This window comes from Geminocystis sp. (assembly GCF_041753295.1).
GTDB lineage: Bacteria > Cyanobacteriota > Cyanobacteriia > Cyanobacteriales > Cyanobacteriaceae > Geminocystis.
This window is the reverse complement of the sequence record NZ_JBGSUU010000044.1, coordinates 1-15,341: the sequence shown is the minus strand read 5'-3', so window position 1 is coordinate 15,341 and position 15,341 is coordinate 1. Positions and strand designations below refer to the sequence as shown.

The following is a 15,341-nucleotide window of genomic DNA, read 5'->3' as shown; positions in this document are numbered from 1 at the left end:
AAGATGATTTTGCTTTCCTTTTTTAATTCCATTTTTGTGAATATGTTTAGACCCGCACTCTGGACATTGTATCATTTTTTTATTTTTGATAATTTGACCCCTTTATCTAAAAATCATACCTTAATTCAGCAACGCCAATTTTTGATATATATCTTGAGATTCTTGTCTTAATTCGTGTATAATTGCAGATAAAGATCGCCAATTTTCTTTCTGAGATAATTTTTGCCTTTTCTCAGATTCTTCGAGTAAGTTTTTAGGAAATTCACTATTATTAATATTATTATGAATATTAGAAAATAATGAGATTAAATCAATTTTATGTTTGTTTCCTTCTTCAATTATTCGATTTAAAATCGTATCTTTAGTAGTGTCAAATTCATCAATAAAAACTAGAGAATTTTTAGCTAATTTATTATAACAATAATAAGGTGGTTCAATAAGAGTAGAATTTTTTAAGAAAAACTTATCTATACTCAAGAATAAAACTGTTTTCTCATCGGTAAAAACTGTCGGGTATAATTTACCTATCCATTGATAATTACGATCGTTTTTGATTAATTCTAAACGTCTTTCTTTATTCTTACATTTTTGTTTTAACTTTTCGACAATTTCATATCTAAAACTAGGCTCATATTCATCTTTAATTTTATCTTTAATCCATTGCTGAAATTCTGAATCAAGTTTTGTTGATTTCTGTAATTGTTTAATCTGTTTCGTTAAATTTTTATAGTTTTCACTCTTCTTAAAATTTTCGGGAATTTCATACTCTAAATTTAGTAAATTATCAAGCACAAAATCTAAATTAGAATTGATAAATAAAACATTTTCTTGATATTCTTTCTCTCTATTATCTCGAATAAAACGTTTTTCTAAATCTTGATAAGGTAAATTCTTTTTTAGGTTAGTAATGAAAATAATTTTTCTACCTTGTGCTTTAAATTGCGGATAATTATGATAAATAAAATCTAAAACATTATGAGTTTTACCAAAACCCGTTGGCATACTCAGAAGCAATAAACCTGTTTTATCCTCAAGACAGTATTTCTCCAAAATATTTTGTAAACTGTTCATAATTTTATTTCTGATCAATACTTTTAATTATCCTAATGATAGCATACTTGTATTAATACAAAAATAATTATCAATTTTTTATTCTTAAAACAACATTGCCCGAAAAAATCAACAAACACGCTTATTAATTCGTATTCGCAAATTTTCTCAGGCAACGATTTTTATTTTAACCTTGATAATCACAAGGATTTTTATTTGATGACAAAAGCATTATAAAGCCTTTGAGAATTACTCTGAAGTAGAAAAAGAGACTAGCTAAGAGCGTTGATAGCGTAGTCGATGTAGGAGTTAGCTTCAACAGCAGAATCACCACTTAAACCATGGTTAGCTTTGATGTATTTTAAAGCTTCAACATACCAACTAGGAGATAAGTCAAAACTACGGTTGATTTCATCAATACCAGCGATTAAGTACTCGTCCATAGGACCAGTTCCACCAGCTACTAAACAATATGTAATCATTCGTAAGTAGTAACCGATGTCACGAGAACATTTTGCTTTACCTTCGGCGGTAGAAGCGAAGTTAGCACCAGAAGTTGTGGTGGTGTAAGGAAATTTGTTGTAAACTGCATTTGCTGCACCATCAACTAAACGTTGTGCGTTATCGGTTAAAGATTTAGCGGCTTGTAAACCTGCGGTTGCTTGACGAAAACGACCGAAAGCGGTTTGAAGTTCGGTGCTGCTTAAGAAACGTCCTTGAGAATCTGCTGCTGATACTGCTTCAGTTAAAGGGGTTTTCATTGTGATTTATTTCTCCTAAATTATATTATGTTACGTGAATTAATTGAACTTGATTGGTATGATTATACCTATGCAACTGCAGCAGCAGCACGATCAAAGTAAGTAGCAACTTCAGCCATTAAAGAACTACAATCACCAAGGGTAATATTGTTGGTATCATTAGCGATCGCAATAGCTGCATCTTTCATTTTTTGAACGCCAACAGCTACGGAAGAACCAGGAGTACCTAAAGCTAAGTAGGTTTCACGAAGTCCATTTAAACAACGATCTTCTAATACGGAAGCGTCACCAGAGAAAATAGCGTAGGTAACGTAACGTAAGATGATTTCCATGTCACGAAGACAAGCAGCCATACGACGGCTAGTATAAGCATTTCCGCCGGGTGCGATTAATTGAGGTTGCTCAGCAAATAAAGAACGAGCAGCGTTGGTAACGATAGCAGAAGCGTTGCTGGTGATACGATTTACAGTATCAATACGTTTGTTGCTGTCACTTACCATTTGGCTTAAAGCATCGATTTGGCTAGAGCTTAAGAACTCACCACGTGCGTCAGCTTGAGAAACAACCCTTGTGAATGCGTCGTACATTTTAAGTTAATCTCCTATATAGAAGTAGTTTGTTAGTTTGTTTTATTAAATTTTAGTTCAACAAAAAAGTTAAACCAGAATCGGGATTTTCTTCCCAAAAATTAGTTTCTCTTATTATGTGCTTAAGTCAAAGTTATTGTTAAGCATTTGTAAAGAAACTTAATATTTTGACAATTTCTTCTGGAGAAATAAGTCTTTGAAAAGTGTTTTAACCTTTCATATAATTTTATACCCTGTATCTGCGCATTTGTTTATTACGTCTTGTTAAATTTTCTGAGATACTTATTTACATTTCTTCATGATGTATCATGGGTGAAGAAAAGAGAAAGGAGATTTTTCTCAACATTCCTAATCCCCCACCTAGTAGACTTCTTGCAGAAGTGGAGTAATGAGTAATAAGTAATGAGTAATGAGTTAAGAAATTAACGTTTTCCATCCTAAAATAGATTTTACTTTTTATTTTGCAAGAGGTCTTAGTGAATAATTAACAATTATTTTCTGTGATTAACGTTATTTTTAAGAAAACTCTGCCATAAAGATAATTAAATCTATCATACGACAAGAATAACCCCACTCGTTATCATACCAAGAAATTACTTTAAAAAAGTTAGAGTTAAGTTCTATACCAGCTCCAGCATCAAATATACTCGAATGGGGATCTGTAATAAAATCACTTGATACCACAGGTTCGTCAGTATAGCCTAAAATACCTTTTAATTCGTTTTCTGAAGCCTTTTTCATTGCCTCACAAATAGCTTGATAAGAAGTAGCTTTTTCTGTACGAAAAGTTAAATCCACGGCGGAAACATCAGGAGTTGGTACTCTAAAAGCCATTCCTGTTAATTTACCTTTAAGTTGAGGTAATACTAATGTTACTGCTTTAGCCGCTCCCGTAGAGGCGGGAATGATGTTTTGAGTGGCACTTCTACCCCCTCGTAAATCTTTTCGACTGGGGCCATCAACAGTGGGCTGAGTGGCAGTCATAGCGTGAATTGTGGTCATTAATCCTTCTAATAAACCAAAATTTTCGTCTAATACTTTAGCTATGGGTGCTAGACAATTAGTAGTACAACTAGCGTTAGAGACAATATCATGTTTACTAGCATCATAGGTATGATTATTGACACCCATTAATAATGTTGCGACTTTTTCAGGCTCTTTTGTCGGTGCTGAAATTACAACTTTTTTTGCTCCAGCTTTGAGATGTTTTGCTGCGCCTTCATAATCAGTAAATAAGCCTGTGGCTTCTACGACAAATTCTGCACCATATTCACCCCAAGGCAATTCTTCAGGATTACGCACAGAAACACAAGGGATAAACTTATCATTAACTTTGATACCGTTAGATTCAGCTTCTACTTTACCGTTAAATTTTCCGTGAGTAGAATCATATTTTAGTAGATAAGCAATACTTTCTGGAGGTACTAAGTCATTTATGCCTACAAATTCGATGTTAGGATTTTCTAATCCTGCACGAAATACCAATCTGCCAATTCTGCCAAAACCGTTAATGGCTACTTTTGTTTTAGACATGAAAAACTATATCTGTTGAATTTTGATGATAAATGATTAAACAATATTATTTAATCACCTTCATTTTATTTTGTAATTCTATTTTTGAGCATTTTTTTTCTTAGTTTTTATTTTGTCAATTAATCATGACTTTTAGATTTTTATTATTAAGAAAAGATTAAGTTACTATAAAGAAAAGAAAATTTTAATTTATAGATATTTTGTTGAAAAAATTATTTAATTTTAAATGTCATCTATCAGGGTTAATTGATAAATTTCTCGACGAGAAAAATTGGTATATTTTGCTAAATGTTGACTAGCTTCACTTTTACTCATTCCTTGATTTAATAATTTAACCATTTCTAGTTTTATTTCTGTTTCGGATAATTCTAATTCTTCTTTTTGATTATTTCCTTCTACAATAATGGTAAATTCTCCTTTTGGTTCACGATTTTGATAAAAAGTAATGGCTTCTTGAATTGTACCTCTCCAAAATTCTTCATGAAGTTTTGTTAATTCTCTAGCTAGAGTAAGATTTCTATTTAGTCCAAAAAACTGTGCAAAATCTGTTAAAGTTTTTTCTACACGATGAGGCGCTTCATAAAAAATTATCGTGCGTTTTTCTGTTACTAAACTATGGAGTAAATTATCTCTTAATTTCTTTTTCGTGGGTAAAAAACCTTCAAAACAAAATCTTTCTGTAGGCAAACCAGAAGCAATTAAACCATTTATTCCAGCCATAGCACCCGGAATGGGTATGATATTAATAGTATTTTCAATACAGCTTAACACAAGATGATAACCCGGATCTGAAATAACGGGAGTACCAGCATCACTTACTAAAGCGATATTTAAACCATTTAATAATTTTTCTGATAATTCGGTTACTCTTGTTTGATGGTTATGTTGATGATAACTAATTGTTGGAGTTTTTATTTGATAATGTTGTAATAATTTTCCCGTGTGTCGAGTATCTTCGGCGGCAATTAAATCAACTTCTTGTAAGATTCTAATAGCACGAAAAGTTATATCTTCTAAATTGCCGATGGGAGTAGCTACGAGATAAAGTATTCCTGTCACGATAAATAGTAAGTAATAAAATAGTAAGTATAACTGAGATCTTGCACCAGATCAAAAATACTTAATAAACAAAAGTCAAAAAATCAATTTTAGTATAGTTTGAGTCAATTTTAATCCCTTTGTCCTTTGCCCTTTGCCCTAGCATCACCAGTTAATTTTTAACGAGGTGCAAAATCTGAGTATAAATCTTCTTCCTGAATGAATAGCTAATTATTTTCATCTCAGGTGGTATAAGATAAAAAGCAGTTAATAACCGAAAAAAAAATCTATTTCATGAGTCAATTCACCCTTAATCTTCTTCAAGGTGCAGTATCTTTTAATTTTAGTCTTAATGGTGCTGAAAAACTTAAACAAGATATTGCTGTTTTAATGCAAAGTTTGAAAGAGATTACTTTACACGCAAAAACAGGTGGTAAACCGACACCTAAAAAAGCGATGGAATATCAATATACTGGAGATGTTTTTTTTGAGGTATTTTGTAATCCTAATATTTATCCCAGTCCTTTTTCTGCTAAAGTGTTAGTTACCGTTAGAGATGAACGTTTAAGATTGACTTCGGAAGCGGAATTAACCCGTTTAGTGGAAGATTTAGAGCAATATTTAAGTAGTTAATAATTGTAAATTTGAGTTGACAAATGACTGTAATTGCTGTAGTTGATTATGATATGGGAAATTTGCACTCTGCTTGTAAGGGTTTAGAAAAAGCTGGTGCAACCCCGAAAATTACTTCCTCACCCTTGGAAATTGCCCAAGCTGATGGGGTAGTTTTACCCGGTGTAGGTTCTTTTGATCCTGCTATGCAACATTTAAAGGAAAGAGATTTGATTGAGCCTATCACACAAGCGGTTAAAAGTGGTAAGCCTTTTTTGGGTATTTGTTTAGGATTACAAATTTTATTTGAGGCTTCGGAGGAAGGAAAAGAAGAAGGTTTAGGTATTATTAAGGGTAAAGTAAGGCGTTTTCAATCGGAAGCAAATTTAACTATTCCTCATATGGGGTGGAATACTCTTGATTTTACGCAAAACAATCATTCTTTATGGAAAAATCTTCCCCTTTCTCCTTATGTCTATTTTGTACATTCTTATTATGTCACTCCCTCTGATTCTAGGGTAATTTCTGGACAAGTTACTCATGGTTCACAAACTGTAACTGCTGCGATCGCCAAAGATAATTTAATGGCAGTGCAATTTCACCCAGAAAAATCATCCCATCATGGTTTACAAATATTAACTAACTTTGTGGAATTGGTTTGTACTTAATTTTGCTTTTAGTTTTAAGATTTTTTGCCTAACTTCAAATCTTCAACGATGAAAAATTATTGGTTATTTAATGAAAATGTAATTTATGTTATTAAACGTATATCTCAAGGATTTTTAACGTTATTATTAGCATCAATGTTGAGTTTTGCTATTATTCAATTAGCGCCCGGAGATTATCTTGATAATTTGCGACAAAATCCGACTATTTCTCAAGAAACCCTTGAGGAGTTAAAAATTCGTTTTGGTTTAGATAAACCACCTTTACAGCAATATTGGTTATGGTTTAAACAAGTTATTACTGAATTTGACTTTGGGCAAAGTTTCGTTTATTCTCGTTCTGTATCTAGTCTTATTTTAGAAAGAATACCTGCTACTTTACTTTTAGCTTTTTCTTCTATTATTATTACATGGGCCATCGCTTTACCTTTAGGAATTATTAGCGCCGTCAAACAAAACACCTTTACTGATAGGGTATTAAGAGTAATTAGTTATTTTGGGCAAGGTTTCCCTAGCTTTATTACCGCTTTATTATTACTAATCCTAGCTCAAAACTTAGTGCCGATTTTTCCCATTGGTGGCATGACAAGTATTAATTATGATGAATTATCGTGGTGGGGAAAAGTTAGAGATATAGCTTGGCACATGATTTTACCTACTATTGCTTTAAGTATTACCAGTTTTGCAGGTTTACAAAGACTTACAAGAGGGCAACTTTTAGATGTGTTAAAGCAAGATTATATTCAAACTGCAAGGGCGAAAGGATTACCTGAAAATCAAGTTTTATATATTCATGCTTTGCGTAACGCAATTAATCCGTTAATAACTCTTTTAGGCTTTGAATTTGCTAGTTTATTAAGTGGCTCTTTTATCTCTGAATATTTCTTTAATTGGCCTGGTTTAGGAAGATTAATATTACAAGCAGTACAAGCTCAAGATTTATATTTAGTTATGGCTAGTTTAATGATGGGAGCTACTATGTTAATTATCGGGAACTTAGTGGCAGATTTGTTATTGAAAGTAGTTGATCCTCGCATAAAATTAGATAATATTGATCGTTAATACATAAAAATTATTCTCTTTTCTCTTTAAAAATAATTAATAAAAAATCTGATAAATACTTGACATTCTCAAATTTAAAGGTTATAATTAATATATAAAATAAAGCCACCTTTTCTTGACCCGTTGCGGTCGGGGAGGGGTGGCTTTATTTTATTAGTTGAATATTTTTTACTAAGAAAAAAAAGAGTTATCAATTATAATTCTTTAATTTTTAGAGATATTGATAATTTAAGAATAGGTTTCGGTTATTAAAAAACTGATTAAAAGAAAGAGAGAAGCAATCATCAAAAATAAGAATATTCCTCCGGGTAAAAAACTTAATAAACCAAATCCTCTTAATAAGTATAAAAGGATTGTTAGAGGAATAAAAAGAACTATTAATAGACGTAATTTTTTAGTTATTTTTTGAGTTTTTCTATTCATAGATATTTATCAATAATAAATGATTTTTATATTAACAACATTCTATATGACAAAGAGCATAATATTCAGGAGACAAATATTGACAAGCATAACTTTGGAGTTTTTCTGGGGATAAATTTTTGACAATCTGAGGATATTTTAAGGCTAAATGTGCATTTTCTAGCATCTCATAATAACCATATAAACCAGCTAATTGTTCTGGGGTTTCTGTGGAGAAAATATAGTTATGACATAAGGCTTTCTGACAATTTATTAGTTCTTTAACGGTAATCGGATTTTGTTGTAATTGATGAATTTCGTTTCTAATTTTATCTTCTACGATAGTCATTTTATCAGGAGATAAATAAGCGGAAATAGTAAATAAGCTAGAGTGTTTTTGTAGGGAAAAATCACAACTTATGTCTAATACTAAATGTTCTTCTTCTCGGAGTTTTCTGATTAGTCTTGAAGTTCTGCCTCCTGTTAATATTACTGATAACATATCAAGGGCGATCGCACCTTCTAGGTTATCAATACCAGCGCCAAGCCACCCCATAACGAGGCGTGAATGTTGAAGTCGGGGGAAAAATAGCTGTTGACGACGAATATCAATCATGGGTGGTTCACTATCAAATGTCACTTTAGGACATTCAGAACGAGTACTAAAATTTTGGAAACATTTTTCTACTAAAGAAATTGCTTTATCTTGAGTAATGTTACCAACTAAAACAACGGTCATATTTTCTGGTTGATAGTGCGTTTTATGATAACATCGCATCTGATTAGGAGTATTATTTAATAATAATGATTCTTCTCCTAAAACGGAACGTCCATAAGGATGATTGGGATAAATACTACTAGCGAGATGTTGAAGAATAATCCAATCATAGTCATCATTACTAGAGCGGATTTCTTCTAATACTACATCTCTTTCAAGGTAAAATTCTTCATCAGGTATTTCTGCTTGTAATAATATTTCCGCTAAATAAGGTAAAGTGTCAGGTAAATATCCAGAGGCGGTGGTTAAGTAAAAATGAGTATAATCATAACCTGTGGCTGCGTTGGAGTAACCTCCAGTATTTTCAATAATATAATCAAAATCTCCGGGTAATATATTTTTTGTCCCTTTAAAGATCATGTGTTCTAAAAAATGAGACATTCCAGACCACGATTGAGGTTCAGTAGTAACTCCTGCATTAACCCAAATATCAGCGACAACAACAGATGTAGAGGAAATTTCTTGATGTATTAAAGTTAAACCATTATTAAGGGAAATCCGATTAAGATGGTAACGGTAATTAGATTGAGGAGTAGTTTTGTTATATGTTGAGAATATCATATAAAGACATTGTTTTACCTTTCCTTAATCTTACCTTGAATATTAGAAAGAGATTAATTTTTTTTAGTGGAGTCAATAAAGTCGAATTTATAACCTACGCCTCGCACAGTAGAGATATAGGGAGGTTTATTAGGGTCAGAGTCTATTCTACGGCGAATTTGCCCGATATGAACATCAACCACTCGATTATCACCCATAGGGTTATTTTTCCAGACGTTATTAACTAAATCTTTTCGACGAAATACTTTACCTTGGTTAAGTGCGAGGAAATAAAGAAGATCAAATTCTAAACTGGTAAAAATTATTTCTTCATTATTGAAGATTATTTGTCGAGTTTCAGGATTAATAATTAAACTACCAAATTGTAGGATATTAATATCTGTAGAGTTAATTATTCGTTTGCGACGCAAAATAGCTTGTACTCTAAATTCTAATTCTTCTAAGTCAAATGGTTTGGTGAGGTAATCATCTGCTCCAATTAAAAAGCCTTTTTTCTTATCTTCAACATCAGTGCGACTGGTAAGCATTAAAATAAAAACATCGTTCTGATTCTGCATTTCTTGACAGAGATTATAACCGAGAGTATCGGGTAAATTTATATCAAGAATAACTAAATCTGGGCGAAAACGATTAAATATTTCTGTGGCAGTTTTTCCATCGGAGGCAGATTCCACAAGATATTGTTTTTGGGTAAGAAAACGACTGATTAAATTGCTAATGTGAATATCATCATCAACGATTAGAATTTTAGCTAAAGCTACTTCCATATTAGTTTTTGGTGGCGGTATTCATCAAAGTTTCAATATTTAATTTTATCAGGATAGATTTTAAAGATAAAGTAAAATAATCATCTAAAATTATCCTAAAAATTAAGGTACTGAGTTTAACTATAATATTATTTGTTAATGAGTGCAAATTAATCAAATTCATTTATTCAAGTTAAGGTTATTAATAATTATTGAGAATTGGAGGAATAAAACAAAAATGACTGAGTTAAATCCTTATGAACAATTAGGCCTTACAGAAAATGCTTCTTTTGACGAAATACAGGCAGCAAAACAAAATCTTAAGGAAAAATATCAAAATGATCCCCCAGCCATTGAAAGTATCGAAATTGCTTATGATGCGATTATTATGCAACGATTAAGACTCAGACAAGAAGGTAAAATTAAAGTACCCGAACAAATTAGATTTCCTGAAAAAATTATGGAAACTAAAAAAATATTAACTATCGAAAATAATCCCACAGCAAAAAAAGTTTCTTTATGGTTAAATGATTTATTAGATCAACCATCGGTGAAAGAAATTTCTCTTAACGGTATCGTTTTTCTTCTCTTAATTGCTATCAGTATTTTTAATACAAATAGTGAAATATTACCTCTTTTATTAACTGGTGGTGTGGGGACAAGTTTTTTTATTTTATATCGTAAAAGAAGATTGTTTTGGCGATCGCTAGGAATTACTTTTATTGCTTTTATTATTGGTGTTTCTTTAGCTAATATTTTATTTAATTTATCTATAGGAATTGGCTTAAATATTAGTTTAGGATCGGAACAATTTGCAACGTTATTTACTTTTTGTTTATTATGGTTAATAAGTAATTTTATTCGCTAAATAAATGTTAAAAGTTAATAATTTATAAATTTAACCTAATACCTAATATCTAATACCTAAAACCTATTTAAACTAATTATGAATTGAACCGTCAGGCATAATTGCACCTTTTAAATTAGTATTTGTGAGATTTACTCCTGTTAAATTAGCTTTTTCAAGGTTGGCATTTTTAAGATTAGCATTACTTAAATTAGCATAAACAAGAGAAGCATTAATTAAATTAGCATGGCGTAAGTCAGCATTACTTAAATTAACATGACTGAGATTTGCTTCGGCTAAATTAGCCTTTTCTAAGATCGATTCTGTTAAATCACTACCATCAAAATCTGCTTGATATAAATTAGCATTACTAAAATTTACTCTTTGTAATTTAGCATTGATTAACTGTGTTTGAGTTAAATTAGCATTAGAAAAATTAGTCAAATGTTTTTTACTTTTACTACTCAAATTAGCTAAATCTAAGTCGGCTTTGGTTAGATTTGCATTGTGAAAATTTGCCCCAGAAAGATTGGCTTGAATAAAATTACTTTCTGACAAATCTGCTTTTTCAAAATCACTTCTTTCTAAAATACTATGACTAAAATTACTATGATTAAGAGTTGCTTGTGAAAAATTTGCTTGACTAAGATTACTGTTTTTTAGATTAGTATGAGTTAAATCGGCTTTTCTAAAATCAGTTTTTCTAGCGTTAATTTTTTCTAAATTACTAAAAGTTAAATCAGTTTCTGAGAAGTTAGCTTTTCGTAAATTAAGATTAGTAAAATTAGTTTTATGTAAATTTGATTTGAATAAATTAGCTTTTTCTAAGTTAAACTTATTTTTGGGAAAATGATAGTTAGATAAATCACATTTTATACATTTATTTTCTTTTATTAATTGTGCAATATTATCTTTACTGTAAGCATTTGCATTAGGAATATAACTAAAATAAACTGTTATAATAGTTACTAAACATAAAGTTATTGATAGTAGTTGATTTTTTTTGCTCATAGGAAGAATCTCAAAAAATTAATGAGGTAAATAAGTTAATAATAGGAATCTTAAATTATATGTGAGAAACTATAAATCAGAGAAAAGAATTGACCGTTGATGATGAACAATTGATAATTAACTTCTGAGAATAAATTTATTCAATAATTCGATAGTCACAACTTTGATAAGATAACTATTATTACATTTTCAAGCTGATTATAACCTCCCAAGGAGATAAAAACAATTGCTAATTATTAAATATCAATTATTGTGTTATGTTTTTAAAGAATATTTATCTTAGTTATTTTCGTAATTATATTCAAGAAGAAGTTAATTTTCATAGTAATAAAATAATTATTTTAGGGAATAATGCTCAAGGTAAATCAAATTTATTAGAAGCGATTGAATTACTATCAACATTAAAAAGTCATCGTACCAGTAGAGAACAAGATTTTGTCTATAAAGATCGAGTTTATGGTCAAATAAAAGCTAATATTAGTCGTAATTTTGCTGATTATGATTTAGGTATAATGTTACCATTTAAAGGTAGAAGAGAGTTAACTTTAAACTATGAGAAATTATCTCGTAATTTAGATTTTTTAGGTATAGTTAATACTGTTTTATTTTCTAGTTTAGATATAGATTTAGTAAGAGGTTCGCCTGAATATAGAAGAAATTGGGTGGATAATCTTTTAGTACAATTAGAACCAATTTATAGTTATATTATTAAACAATATTTGCAAGTTTTAAAACAAAGAAATGCCTTATTAAAAAGTTTTAAAACTCGAGGAATTATGACTTTTTCTAGTTTGTCAAAATCGGAAGAATTAGAATTACAATTATGGGATGATAAATTAGTAGAAACTGGTTGTAGAGTCATGAGAAGAAGAGGAAGAGTTTTAAGTAAAATAGAACCTTTAGCAAAATTATGGCATAATCAAATTAGTAATAAAACCGAAAAATTACAAATAATATATCTTCCAAATGTAGAATATAAAGAGAATGAAATAGAAGATATACAAAATAGAATTAGAGAAGAAATTAATCATAAACGAAATGCAGAAATTAGTTTAGGAAATACATTAGTAGGTCCTCATCGAGACGACATCGATTTTATGATAAATCAAGCTACCGCCAAAAATTATGGATCTCAAGGACAACAAAGAACGTTAGTATTGTCTTTAAAGTTGGGAGAATTGCAATTAATTGAACAAGTGGTAGGAGAAACTCCTTTATTATTATTAGATGACGTAATGGCGGAGTTAGATTTAAAACGGCAGCAACAATTATTGGATTCTTTAGGAAATCGTTTTCAAACTTTTATAACTACAACTCACTTGAATTATTTTGATAATAAATTATTACAACAAGCACAAATTATTGAAGTTGAAAAAGGAAAAGTGATTATATAATTTTAAATATCGAGATCAAACTTTTACAGATTCGGATTCTATAGTTTCTAATCCTGATACTTATTAAATTGATGTTCTAAAAGCGAAACAACTTTTATGGTTAATTATAATCCGAAAAACTTTTTAATTTTGGCGGTGGATGATAATGCTGTTAACAGAATTTTATTGGATAAATTATTAACAAAAGAAGGATATAATACTAAATTTTTTGCTAATGGTGAAGATGCCATGTCTTCTCTGGAAAAGATTAATCCTGATTTGATATTATTAGATTTAATGATGCCAAAGATTAATGGTTTAGAATTGTGTGAACAAATTAAATTAAATCCTCATTTCCAAGAAATTCCTATTATTTTTATAACTGCTAGTGACGATAAAAAAGATTTATTGAAAGCCTTTGATTTAGGTGCAGTAGATTATATTATGAAACCTTTTCATAATCAAGAATTATTGGCTAGAGTAAAAAATCATATGGAGTTAAAATTTACTAGAGATGAATTAAAAAAGGCATTAGTAGAATTAGAAAAATTAGCCAAAACCGATGAATTAACGGGTATATCTAACCGTCGTAATTTTCTTGCTTTAGCGCAAAGAGAATTTCACCTCGCAAAAAGACAAAAAAGAGTATTTTCCCTGCTTATTTTAGACATTGATTATTTTAAGAGAATTAATGATACTTATGGTCATCCTGTGGGAGACTATGTCATAATCTATGTGGCAAAAGAATGTGTTAAATGTTTGAGAAAAGAGGATTTATGTGCTAGATGGGGAGGAGAAGAATTTATTATTTTTCTTTCGGAAACTAATTTAAAAGAAGCGTTAATTGTGGCTAATCGTATCAGACGTAATATTGAAAATCAAAATATTGTCGTAGAATCTTATAAAATTAATGTAACGGTTAGTGTGGGAGTTTGTGCTTATGGTGATGAAGCTGAAAGTATAGATTATATTATTTCTTGTGCCGATAAGGCTTTATTAAAAGCAAAAAAGAATGGTAAAAACCAAGTTGTTACCATAAATAATTGTTAATTGTTAATTGTTAATTATTAATATTTAATTCTTAATATTCTCTTCCCATTTTCTAGGAGAAGATTGACGACGAATGTTGCGCCAGATTTGAGTGGCGGCCAAAGTACCATCGGCTACAGCAATAGATACTTGATTTAAACCTTTTTTCAAGTCACCTAATGCGAATATACGTTCATGGGTAGTTTGTGTCATATCATTAGTAATGAGGTTTTCGCCATCCCATTCTAAACCTTCAATAGCTTTTAAATAATGGTTATTATAAATCGAGCCCATATTAATTAAACCCGTTGTCGCTTCAATAAAAGTACCATCAGTTAATTTTATTCCTTGCATTTGATGATTTTCCCCCACAAAACCTGCGATGGCACTTTCATATAAAGGATAACCATATTCTGCTAATTTTTGTTTCATGTCATTGCTCACATTACATAAACCATGAGTTAAAACTGTAATATAAGGAGTAAACCAATTTAAGACAAAAGCAGCGTTAATTTGAGATTCTGTAGCGGCAATTAATACAGCTTTTTGATCCCACATATCGAAACCATCACAAATCATACAAACATGAAGAGTATAACCAGCATAATCATAGACATTTTGCATATCTTCAAGATGAGGTAAAACATCAATCACCCCTGAAGCCGCAATTAAATATTTACCCCGAAAAACAGGATAAACAGAGTCTTTTTTCCCAATTTTTACTTTTACCGCAAAGGTTTCACCCTCATCGGTAACATCTTCGACATAACCTCGTAAATGATCTGCACCCCAATCAATGGCTTGTTTTGTACCATGATTTAGTATATCTCTACCCGGTACATGAGGATCAATACCTAAATAATTACGCAGATCTTGCATCCATAGCGATCGCCCTTTACCTTTTTCGATAACAAGACATTTTAAACCATAACGAGCTAAATAAATAGCCGCCGATAAACCCCCCATGCCACCACCAACAACGATAGCATCATAAACCGTATCAATACGGGTATCAAAATTTTTACTAGATAGTTTCATAAAGAAGATTTCCTAATTTGATCAATTTACTGTTAATTATTACATAGGAGTTAGGAGATAAAAAGGAAACGGGAGATAAAAAGAATATTGAATAGTCTATAAACTCATTATTTGAAACCTGAAACCTGAAACCTGAAACCTGAAACCTGAAACCTGAAACCTGAAACCTGAAACCTGAAACCTGAAACCTGAAACCTGAAACCTGAAACCTGAAACCTGAAACCTGAAACCTGAAACCTGAAACCTGA

At 30.7% G+C, this 15,341-nt stretch carries 17 protein-coding genes; 6 read left to right on the top strand and 11 right to left on the bottom strand.

The annotated features are described in order from the left end of the window. Nucleotides 1-120: 120 nt before the first annotated feature. From ACEW8E_RS04420 to rsmI, 5 genes are all read right to left on the bottom strand, one after another. On the bottom strand, nt 121-1,071 hold the full coding sequence (locus ACEW8E_RS04420) for a hypothetical protein (RefSeq protein ID WP_373479132.1): 951 nt from the start codon (nt 1,069-1,071) through the stop codon (nt 121-123). Nucleotides 1,072-1,322: 251 nt separating this feature from the next. Next, nucleotides 1,323-1,811 carry a phycocyanin subunit alpha gene (gene cpcA, locus ACEW8E_RS04415; protein WP_373479131.1) on the bottom strand — a complete coding sequence of 163 codons (489 nt, stop codon included), beginning with the start codon at nt 1,809-1,811 and terminating at the stop codon, nt 1,323-1,325. A 68-nt stretch (nt 1,812-1,879) separates the two neighbouring features. Further along, on the bottom strand, nt 1,880-2,398 hold the full coding sequence (locus ACEW8E_RS04410) for a phycocyanin subunit beta (RefSeq protein WP_373479130.1): 519 nt from the start codon (nt 2,396-2,398) through the stop codon (nt 1,880-1,882). Nucleotides 2,399-2,914: 516 nt separating this feature from the next. Continuing rightward, a complete protein-coding gene (gene gap, locus ACEW8E_RS04405) occupies nt 2,915-3,931 on the bottom strand; it encodes a type I glyceraldehyde-3-phosphate dehydrogenase (RefSeq protein ID WP_373479129.1) in 1,017 nt (338 codons plus the stop codon). Nucleotides 3,932-4,153: 222 nt separating this feature from the next. Beyond that, nucleotides 4,154-4,990, bottom strand: a complete 837-nt coding sequence (rsmI, locus tag ACEW8E_RS04400; protein ID WP_373479128.1) for a 16S rRNA (cytidine(1402)-2'-O)-methyltransferase — start codon at nt 4,988-4,990, stop codon at nt 4,154-4,156. 273 nt (nt 4,991-5,263) lie between these two features. Here rsmI and ACEW8E_RS04395 point away from each other — a divergent pair, with 273 nt between their 5' ends. From ACEW8E_RS04395 to ACEW8E_RS04385, 3 genes are read left to right on the top strand one after another with little or no spacing between them, the layout of a single operon-like run. Further along, nucleotides 5,264-5,602, top strand: coding sequence for a hypothetical protein (locus ACEW8E_RS04395; protein ID WP_373479127.1), 339 nt, complete (start codon nt 5,264-5,266; stop codon nt 5,600-5,602). 23 nt (nt 5,603-5,625) lie between these two features. Next, entirely contained in the window at nt 5,626-6,249 is a 624-nt protein-coding gene (hisH, locus tag ACEW8E_RS04390; protein WP_373479126.1) for an imidazole glycerol phosphate synthase subunit HisH, read from the top strand. Between the two features lie 48 nt (nt 6,250-6,297). Continuing rightward, entirely contained in the window at nt 6,298-7,308 is a 1,011-nt protein-coding gene (locus ACEW8E_RS04385) for an ABC transporter permease (protein ID WP_373479125.1), read from the top strand. 228 nt (nt 7,309-7,536) lie between these two features. On the opposite strand, the gene ACEW8E_RS04380 is transcribed toward ACEW8E_RS04385, so the two are convergent. From ACEW8E_RS04380 to ACEW8E_RS04370, 3 genes are read right to left on the bottom strand one after another with little or no spacing between them, the layout of a single operon-like run. Continuing rightward, nucleotides 7,537-7,731, bottom strand: coding sequence for a hypothetical protein (locus tag ACEW8E_RS04380; RefSeq protein WP_373479124.1), 195 nt, complete (start codon nt 7,729-7,731; stop codon nt 7,537-7,539). A 31-nt stretch (nt 7,732-7,762) separates the two neighbouring features. Further along, nucleotides 7,763-9,049, bottom strand: coding sequence for a M16 family metallopeptidase (locus ACEW8E_RS04375; RefSeq protein WP_373479123.1), 1,287 nt, complete (start codon nt 9,047-9,049; stop codon nt 7,763-7,765). Nucleotides 9,050-9,102: 53 nt separating this feature from the next. After that, nucleotides 9,103-9,816, bottom strand: coding sequence for a response regulator (locus tag ACEW8E_RS04370; protein ID WP_373479122.1), 714 nt, complete (start codon nt 9,814-9,816; stop codon nt 9,103-9,105). A 217-nt stretch (nt 9,817-10,033) separates the two neighbouring features. Here ACEW8E_RS04370 and ACEW8E_RS04365 point away from each other — a divergent pair, with 217 nt between their 5' ends. Further along, a complete protein-coding gene (locus tag ACEW8E_RS04365; RefSeq protein ID WP_373479121.1) occupies nt 10,034-10,663 on the top strand; it encodes a CPP1-like family protein in 630 nt (209 codons plus the stop codon). 72 nt (nt 10,664-10,735) lie between these two features. Here the strand turns inward: ACEW8E_RS04365 and ACEW8E_RS04360 are convergent, their stop codons facing one another. Continuing rightward, nucleotides 10,736-11,653, bottom strand: a complete 918-nt coding sequence (locus tag ACEW8E_RS04360; RefSeq protein ID WP_373479120.1) for a pentapeptide repeat-containing protein — start codon at nt 11,651-11,653, stop codon at nt 10,736-10,738. A 257-nt stretch (nt 11,654-11,910) separates the two neighbouring features. Between ACEW8E_RS04360 and recF the strand changes: the two genes are divergently transcribed. Further along, nucleotides 11,911-13,047, top strand: coding sequence for a DNA replication/repair protein RecF (gene recF, locus ACEW8E_RS04355; protein ID WP_373479119.1), 1,137 nt, complete (start codon nt 11,911-11,913; stop codon nt 13,045-13,047). A 96-nt stretch (nt 13,048-13,143) separates the two neighbouring features. Continuing rightward, entirely contained in the window at nt 13,144-14,076 is a 933-nt protein-coding gene (locus tag ACEW8E_RS04350) for a diguanylate cyclase (RefSeq protein WP_373479118.1), read from the top strand. Nucleotides 14,077-14,100: 24 nt separating this feature from the next. On the opposite strand, the gene ACEW8E_RS04345 is transcribed toward ACEW8E_RS04350, so the two are convergent. Beyond that, a complete protein-coding gene (locus ACEW8E_RS04345) occupies nt 14,101-15,093 on the bottom strand; it encodes an NAD(P)/FAD-dependent oxidoreductase (RefSeq protein ID WP_373479117.1) in 993 nt (330 codons plus the stop codon). Further along, on the bottom strand, nt 15,080-15,341 hold a 262-nt coding region (locus ACEW8E_RS04340; protein ID WP_373479116.1), incomplete at its 5' end, for a hypothetical protein. The genes ACEW8E_RS04340 and ACEW8E_RS04345, both read right to left, overlap by 14 nt.